The 7,605-nt window shown below is 70.5% G+C and carries 8 protein-coding genes and 1 pseudogene; 4 read left to right on the top strand and 5 right to left on the bottom strand.

All coding sequences use genetic code 11. The features are described 5' to 3' along the window. Positions 1 to 351: MFS transporter (locus PSH25_RS24930; protein ID WP_238661378.1), on the bottom strand; the 351-nt coding region annotated here is incomplete at its 3' end. An 85-nt stretch (positions 352 to 436) separates the two neighbouring features. Beyond that, complete coding sequence (locus tag PSH25_RS24925; RefSeq protein ID WP_238661377.1) at positions 437 to 673, bottom strand: hypothetical protein; 237 nt, start codon at positions 671 to 673, stop codon at positions 437 to 439. Positions 674 to 820: 147 nt separating this feature from the next. On the opposite strand from PSH25_RS24925, the gene PSH25_RS24920 reads away from it, so the two are divergent. Continuing rightward, positions 821 to 1,981, top strand: a complete 1,161-nt coding sequence (locus PSH25_RS24920; protein WP_238661376.1) for a geranylgeranyl reductase family protein — start codon at positions 821 to 823, stop codon at positions 1,979 to 1,981. Positions 1,982 to 2,060: 79 nt separating this feature from the next. Beyond that, positions 2,061 to 2,240: a hypothetical protein gene (locus PSH25_RS24915; protein ID WP_238661375.1), complete on the top strand. Its 180-nt coding sequence runs from the start codon at positions 2,061 to 2,063 to the stop codon at positions 2,238 to 2,240. 57 nt (positions 2,241 to 2,297) lie between these two features. On the opposite strand, the gene PSH25_RS24910 is transcribed toward PSH25_RS24915, so the two are convergent. Then, positions 2,298 to 4,091 (bottom strand): bifunctional metallophosphatase/5'-nucleotidase, encoded by a 1,794-nt coding sequence (locus PSH25_RS24910; protein ID WP_238661374.1) that lies wholly within the window; start codon positions 4,089 to 4,091, stop codon positions 2,298 to 2,300. A gap of 185 nt (positions 4,092 to 4,276) precedes the next feature. Between PSH25_RS24910 and PSH25_RS24905 the strand changes: the two genes are divergently transcribed. Then, positions 4,277 to 5,179 (top strand): SDR family oxidoreductase, encoded by a 903-nt coding sequence (locus PSH25_RS24905; RefSeq protein ID WP_238661373.1) that lies wholly within the window; start codon positions 4,277 to 4,279, stop codon positions 5,177 to 5,179. A gap of 369 nt (positions 5,180 to 5,548) precedes the next feature. Here the strand turns inward: PSH25_RS24905 and PSH25_RS24900 are convergent, their stop codons facing one another. Further along, positions 5,549 to 6,208, bottom strand: a complete 660-nt coding sequence (locus PSH25_RS24900; protein ID WP_238661372.1) for a nucleotidyl transferase AbiEii/AbiGii toxin family protein — start codon at positions 6,206 to 6,208, stop codon at positions 5,549 to 5,551. Further along, positions 6,205 to 6,546 carry a hypothetical protein gene (locus PSH25_RS24895; protein WP_238661371.1) on the bottom strand — a complete coding sequence of 114 codons (342 nt, stop codon included), beginning with the start codon at positions 6,544 to 6,546 and terminating at the stop codon, positions 6,205 to 6,207. Before PSH25_RS24895 ends, PSH25_RS24900 begins: the two co-directional genes overlap by 4 nt. Before the next feature lie 782 nt (positions 6,547 to 7,328). Between PSH25_RS24895 and PSH25_RS24890 the strand changes: the two are divergent. Then, positions 7,329 to 7,605: pseudogene (locus tag PSH25_RS24890) on the top strand (hypothetical protein); the annotation flags it as partial.

Below are 7,605 nucleotides of genomic sequence, written 5' to 3'. Positions count from 1 at the left end.
GCGCAGTCGGGCGATGACCAGCCCCGTCGTGGAGGTGGCGAGGCCGGCGCGCGCGCTGGTGATGGTGAACAGCGCGATGCCGAAGACGAACGCGTTGCGTCGACCGCGGGCGTCGCCGAAGCGGCCGGCGGGCACCAGCGCCAGGCCGAAGGTGAGCGCGTACCCGGAGAGGATCCACTGCAGGTCGCTCGGCGACGCGTGCAGCGCCCGGTCGATGGACGGCACCGCGACGTTGACGATGCTCACGTCGAGCAGCGTCATGAACGCGGCGACGAGTCCGACGCCGACCGCCTGCCACCGTCGTCGGTTCTCGGCCGCGCTCACCGGTTGCGGCGTCTGCGCCGCGCTCATCGTGCCCCCCGTCGGCCCCTGGTCATCCATGGTTGACCGCTACCCGGGTCGTCGGGGGGCGAACCGTGCCAGCTGGTTCCGCGGGTCACGCCATCTGGCGGGCGCAGAACCGGGGACCGAAGTCGAGGCCGGCCATCGGTGAGTCTTCGCGGTGCAGCAGGCCCTTCTCGGTGAGCAGGTGCAGGGGGCTGTCCACCTGCTCCGCCGTCAGCCCGGACTCCTCGGCGATCAGGTCCGGGTAGGGCACCTGCCCGCGTGCCTCAAGGGTGGTGACCGCCTGGTACACCCGTTGCTCGGCCTCCGACAGTTGCACCTGCTGCATGGTTCCTCCTTTGCTCGTCCGCCACGTCGGTGGCGGTTGCCGTGCGCCGGTTACCCCCTCGGTGCCCGAAGATGCACACCCGATCGGGCGGTCGCGACGGCCGGCGGGTCCGGCGGTCGAGCGCGGCCGGTGCCCTAGGCTGCTTCCGTGATCATTTGGGATCTCGTCGTCGTCGGCGCTGGCCCCGCGGGGCTGTCCGCGGCATACGCCGCTGCCCGTGCGGGCGTCTCCACCCTGGTCGTCGAGCGAGCCGTGCACCCGCGGTACAAGACCTGCGGCGGTGGCCTGATCGGCACCTCGCTGGCGGCCGTTCAGGATCGGATCGACGTGCCCGCGCACGACCGGGTGGACCGGGTGACGTTCACCCGCGACGGCCGTCGGGAGTTCACCCGTCGTAACGCCAGTCCGGTGGTGACGATGGTGCGCCGCGAGGAGTTCGACGACCGGCTGCGCGCGGCGGCGGTGGCCGCCGGCGCGCAGCTGCGGGAGCGGGTCGCGGTCCGCGCGATCGAGCAGGACCCCGAGGGGGTACGCCTACGGCTGGCCGACGGTACGACGATCGCGGCTCGTGCCGTGATCGGGGCGGACGGCTCGTCGGGGGTGACCGGCCGGCACGTGGGGGTGCAATACCGGCAGGTGGACCTGGGTCTGGAGTTGGAGATCCCGGTGCCGCCCGCCGAGCAGGAGCGCTGGCGGGGTCGGCTGCTGCTGGACTGGGGTGCCATGCCGGGCTCGTACGCCTGGGTCTTTCCCAAGGGTGACCGGCTGACCGTCGGCGTGATCGCCGGTCGGGGCGCGGGGGAGGGGACCCGCGACTACCTGCGGCGGTTCGTCGACCGGTTGGGTCTGACCGGGTTGCCGGCGGAGCACGACTCTGGTCACCTGACCCGTTGCCGCGCGGAGGATTCGCCGTTGCGCAACGGCCGGGTGCTGGTCGTGGGGGATGCGGCGGGGCTGCTGGAGCCGTGGAGCCGGGAGGGCATCAGCTTCGCGTTGCGCTCCGGCGAGTTGGCCGGAGCGGCGGTCGCGGGCGGTGATCTGGCCGGCTACGAGCGGGCGGTGGCCGAGCGTCTGCTGCCGGAGATGCGGGCGGGGTTCCGGCTGCTCGACGTGTTCACCCGCCGCCCGGACGTCTTCCACGCCCTGTTGGCGACACCGCCGGGCTGGCGGATGTTCGTGCAGTTCTGCCAGGGGCGGGCGAGCTTCGACGAGATGCTGCGCCGCCGCCCCATCCGGGCAGCCCTCGCGGTGCTCGACCGGTTGTCCCATCCGTCGCGCCAGGTCACCGCTCGTCACCCAGGATCCTAGGATGCTTTACGCGGTGTGACCACACGCTGGTGCTCAACCACCCAGCCGCTGGACAATGGCAGGGGAGTAGGAGGTGCCGATGGCCGAGCAGCCGTTCACCGATGACGAGTACGCGTTCCTGCGCCACGCACGGTTCGGGGAGTTGCCGCTCGCCGTCCGTCCCGACGAGCGGATCGAGCTGACCGAGACCGAATCACGAACCGATCGGCCCGAGGTGTTGGACGACCCGGTCCACTGGAACCTGCGCCACGCCGGCTGACAACGCGCAACGGGCCGTGGGTGTCACCACCCACGGCCCGTCGACGGTGTGCTCAGGTCAGAAGACCGGCACGCCCTCGCGTACCAGGCGCCAGTTCTGCTGGAAGAAGTCGGCCGGGTCGATCGTCCCCCGGGCCTGCGCCCAGTCGATGAGCAGCTGACGGATCTCCTGCTGCGCGTTGTAGACCTGGGTCTTCACGATGCCGGGGAAGTTGCCGCCACCGCTGCGCCGGTAGTTGTTCACCGCCACCACGAACTGGGCGTTGTCCGGCACCGGCGTGTCGGTGCCGGGCAGCACCAGCCGGGTGATCCGCTGGCCCACCGGCTTGGAGATGTCGATGTCGTAGTCCAGGCCGGAGATCACGTCGTAGTTGTAGTCCGGCACCGTCGGCGAGTCGCTGATCTGCTCGGGGTCGACAGGGGCGCCCGCCGCGAACGTCCGGAAGTACTTCGCCGAGTACTCCAGGTACGCGCGCACCTCGGCGCCGCTGAGCACGACCGCCTCGAGGGTGTTGTCGAAGACGTACAGCCCGGCGACGTCGCGGATCTTCACGTCACCCGCCGGGAAGACCGCCGTGCGGCTGAACGGCGACGCCTGCGACAGCACCGGCAGGCTGGCGTACGGCGTGCCAGCCAGCGCAGTGGTGACCGCCTCGGCCTGAACGTGGTTGATGAAGTCCAGGATCGGGGTGTCCTTGTACCGCGACTCGACGGTGGACATCTCGACCGTGGCCTGTGCCACGATCTGGTTGACGTACGCCACGGTCTTCTGGTGCTGGGCCCGCACGGCGGCGAGCACCTTCGGGTCCTCGACCACGGTGTTGGTGTTCAGCATGGTGGCGGACTTCTTGGTGATCGTCCACCGGCCGTGCTCGCGGGCGAGGGTGAAGTCCATCCGGGTGAGCCGCTGGCCCCACTTCGACGGCTCGGAGAGCAGCACCTGCGCGCCGGTCTGCTCGTTGGTGACGAACTTCTCGACCACCTCGCTGTGCGCGTGACCGAAGAGGATCGCGTCGATCCCCGGCACCTGCTGGGCGATCAGCGCCACCGGGTTCTCGTTCGGCAGCTCGGGGCCGTAGCTGGAGGTGCCGCTGTCCCCGCCGTGCGCGGAGATCAGCACGAGGTCCGCGCCGCGGGCCCGCATGATCGGCACCCACTTCGCGGCCGTGGCGATCATGTCGTCGAAGCGCAGCTTGCCCTCGACGTTGCCCTTGTCCCAGATGGCCACACCGGGGTTGGTTAGCCCCAGGATGCCGACCCGCAGGGTCGGCGCGGCGAAACCGAGGGAGACCTTCTTGATGACGTACGGCAGGAAGGCCGGCTTGCCGGTCTTCGCGTTGACGGCGTTCGCGGCGAGCGCCGGGAAGCCGAGCTGACGGATCCACAGGTCCAGCAACGGCAGACCGTAGTTGAACTCGTGGTTGCCCAGCGTGACCGCGTCGTAGTCGATGACGTTCATCGCCCGTGCCATCGGGTGCTTCTCACCGGTGGCGGTGATCGGCTCCTGCTTGGCGTAGTACGTGGCCAGCGGCGTGCCCTGGATCGTGTCGCCGGCGTCGAGCACGAGCGTCGCCTTGCCGCGCCGCTCCCGACGGATCTGGTTGATCAGCGTCGCCAACTTGGCGACGCCGATGTCGTTCTGCTTGCTGTCGTCGTACTCGGCGTCGCGGTAGTAGTCCCAGTTGTAGACGTTGCCGTGCGTGTCCGACGTGCCCAGGAGGGTGAGGTCCCAGGTGCGCGGCCGGGCCGCGCCGGCCGCCTGCGCGGGCGCGGCGGCGATCAGCGGGGTGGTCGCCGCGGCCGCCGCGGCGACGAGCACCTGGCGGCGCGACGGGCCGGAGGGAGAGGTCATGACGTGCCTTTCCATGGGGGTGGACGCGCCTCGTGAGCGCCTTGCGCACCATAACCAGCACCCGCCGCTGCCGCCACGGCAGCCCCGACAGTTGCAGCGGTTTCCGCAGGCCGACGCAGGGTAGGGCGGACAGGGACGACATTCGCGGGAGAGCCCCGCTTCCCGCGCGCAGCGAGGAGATTTCAGTGAGCGAGGACCAGCACACCCAGCAGGACCCGACCAGCCAGTACGGCCAGCAGTCCGGTCAGCCCGCACAGCAGCAGTCAGCGCCCGGCTCGACCGGGGAGATGACCCCGAAGCCCGACCACGGGGAAGAGTCGTACCGGGGCAGCGGCAAGCTCGACGGCAAGCGGGCGCTGATCACCGGCGGTGACTCGGGGATCGGCCGGGCGGTCGCGATCGCCTTCGCCCGGGAGGGCGCGGACGTGCTCATCTCCTACCTCGGCGAGGAGGAGGACGCCGACGCCCGGGAGACCATCCGGCTGGTCGAGGCCGCCGGGAGGCGGGGCATCGCGGTACGCGGTGACATCACCGACGAGGCGCACTGCCAGGAACTGGTCGACCGGGCGGTGCGCGACCTGGGCGGCCTCGACATCCTGGTCAATAACGCGGCCTACCAGATGTCGCAGGACAAGGGGATCCTCGGCATCAGCACCGAGCAGTTCGACCGGGTGTTCAAGACCAATCTGTACGCGATGTTCTGGCTCTGCAAGGCCGCCATCCCGCACCTGGCCGAGGGGTCGGCGATCATCAACACGTCGTCGATCCAGGCGTTCGACCCGTCGCCGCAACTGCTGGACTACGCCACCACGAAGGCGGGGATCGCCAACTTCACCAAGGCCCTCGCCGCCGACCTGGCCGAGCAGGGCATCCGGGTCAACGCGGTCGCACCGGGCCCGGTGTGGACGCCGCTGATCCCGTCCACCATGCCGGAGGAGAAGGTGAAGCAGTTCGGCACCGACACCCCGGAGGGGCGTCCCGGGCAGCCGGCTGAGCTGGCGCCCGCGTACGTCTTCTTCGCCTCGCAGGAGTCCAGCTACGTGACGGGCGAGATCCTGGGGGTCACGGGCGGTCGACCGACCAAGTGATCCCTCGTCGGGTGGGCGTCCGCTCCGGATGCCCACCCGACGGTGCGGCTCTTGTTCGCGCGGCCCTTGTTGGTGCGGCTGTTGCTCGCACGGCTCTTGAACGTGCGGCCCTTGTTCGCGCGGCCCTTATTGGTGCGGTTGTGGTTCGCGCGGCTCTTGTTCGCGCGGCTCTTGTTCGCGCGGCTCTTGTTCGCGCGGCTCTTGTTTGCGCGGCTGTTGCTCGCGCGGTTCTTGCTCGCGCGGCCCTTGTTGGTGCGGTTGTGGTTCGTGCGGTCCTGGTTCGTGCGGCTGTGGTTTCGTGCGGCTCTTGAGCGTGCGGCCCTGGTTCATGCGGCTCTTGAGCGTTCGGCTTGTTCGCCTGGCCGGTGGTCAGCGTGGCCAGGCGGCGAAGCGTTGCCGGATCTCGGCGACGTCGGCGGCGCCCAGACCGTACCGGCCGAAGCGCTGGTCGGAGAGCCGGTCCAGATAACGGCCGGCGGCGCGCACGTCGTCCGGGTCCAGCGCGGGGTCCACCTGCCGGGCCAGCACCAACAGCTCGGTCACGTCGTAGTGGTCGAGGGCCGCGGCCACGTCGATAAAGTCGCGAACCTCCCGCCGGTTGACCAACGCCGCGATCTTGTTGGCCACCAGGTCACGGACGTCCATCACCGGGCCGAGGTCCATCACCACCGGGCTCTGCTGGCGGTCCAACCGGGCGAGGCTGAGCCGGATCTGCCGTCCGTCGCGGCTCACCACGAAGTCCTTCATGTCCTGCTCGTACCCGTCGAACAGCTCGGCCAGCTCACTGTCCGGGTCGGCGTCGCTGACGATGAACCCGGCCCGCTCCAGAGCAACCCGCACCCCGGCGGACGCCGCCGCTGCCGCGCCCTCCACGTCCGCGAAGAGGTCGACGTCCTCCGTGGGTCGGGCGACCAGCCCGTGCGCCGCCCAGGCCACCCCACCACCCAGCACGAACCGGTACGGCCCGGCGGCGGCCAGCGCCACCCGGGCCACCTCCCGGTAGAACTCGTGCAGATGAGGTTCGGTCACGCCGCGCGCAGGCCGCGGTGCCGGCTCTCCCACGCGTGGCGTACGCCCCGAGGCAGGTTGAGCAGTCGCCACACCCGACGCAGCGTCCGCCCATTGATCAGCGCGCGCAGATCCTCGGCCCGGGTGGTTTCGCGAAGCACGTTCTCGTACATCCAGAGCAGCTGGTCGGGGTCGCCGAGGTCGAAGGTGCGCTCGGCGTTCCACATCAGCCGTACCGGCAGCTCCACCACACCTCGGGTAGGCCCGGCCAGCTCGGCGAGCGTCCGCGCCACCACAGCGGGGCGACCCGGGCGGGCCAGAAAAGCCACGCCGGTCGCGGTGGGGGAGACGGCCTGCATGGTGTCAGGGTAACGCCCACCAGAGCCGGTGTCGCTCAGGTCGATCCCAGCGCGCTGCTGCAGGCGCGTCGGCATGGGCCGTGCCCGGCGCGAAGTTCGTCCGATTTGCGCAAGCCGAGCCGCTGGGCCAGCTTGATCGACTCGGGTTTCATGAAGTCGGGGGGTCCGGGAGTCCGGGATGCCCCGACTTCCGTGAACCCGAGTGGATCACGCCGGATGAGGACGGTTCAACGCCGTCGAGTGGGCGTTGTGTGGGGGTTTGCCCGGGGCTGGGTGGTGTGGGTGGTGACCGGGCCCACCGGCGGGTCGGAATCATGGCCGGGGCGGGGTCGTTACATACCCTGACGATCGCAGCACCACCGGCCCACCACCCCGCCACCGGGGTGCCGGTCGCGCAGGTTGGAATGCCAGCCTCCGCCCGGTGGTTGCAGTCTCCACGAACGGCCGACGGGCGCCGCCTCCAGGGTTGCCGACAGGTGGGCCAGCCCGGGAATGAACCCCGGCCCCCGGTCGTTGCAGTCCCCACGAACGACCGCAGGCACCGCCTCGACGAGGGTGCCCGGCAGGTGGGCCAACCCCGGAATGACCCCGGCCCCCCGGTCGTTACACCTGGACCCGGCGCCACGAGCCCCGCCCGTAGGCCGCCGGCAGACGCCGAGTCACCGTAGGCGTCACCCCCAGACTTTTCCCCTTGTTTGTGCAGCGCCGGACGAGGTGCTCACACCCCGCCGCCGCCCCCCCTTTTGGCGGTTGGGTGTCCTACCCCCGAAGGAGCTACCCCCATGAACACGATCTTCCGTAAGAGCATGCTGTCCGTTGCTGGTCTCGCGTTCGCCGGTGGTGTCTTCGCCGGCCCGATCGCCGCCCACGCCGCCACCCCGGTGGACGGCAAGCCCGCCGCGGTGGCCGTGCAGTCGGCGGCGCCGAAGCCGCAGGGCGACCAGTCCCACATCACCCTCAACGACGAGCAGACCGCCAACGTCAAGGCGATCATCGCCGCGACGAAGAAGGCCGGCCTGCCCGAGCGGGCCGCGGTCATCTCGATCGCGACGAGCCTGC

It is taken from the genome of Micromonospora foliorum, assembly GCF_022229015.1.
GTDB classification, from domain to species: Bacteria; Actinomycetota; Actinomycetes; order Mycobacteriales; family Micromonosporaceae; genus Micromonospora; species Micromonospora foliorum.
The sequence above is the reverse complement of the archived record's forward strand: the minus strand, read 5'-3'. Positions and strand labels throughout refer to the sequence as shown.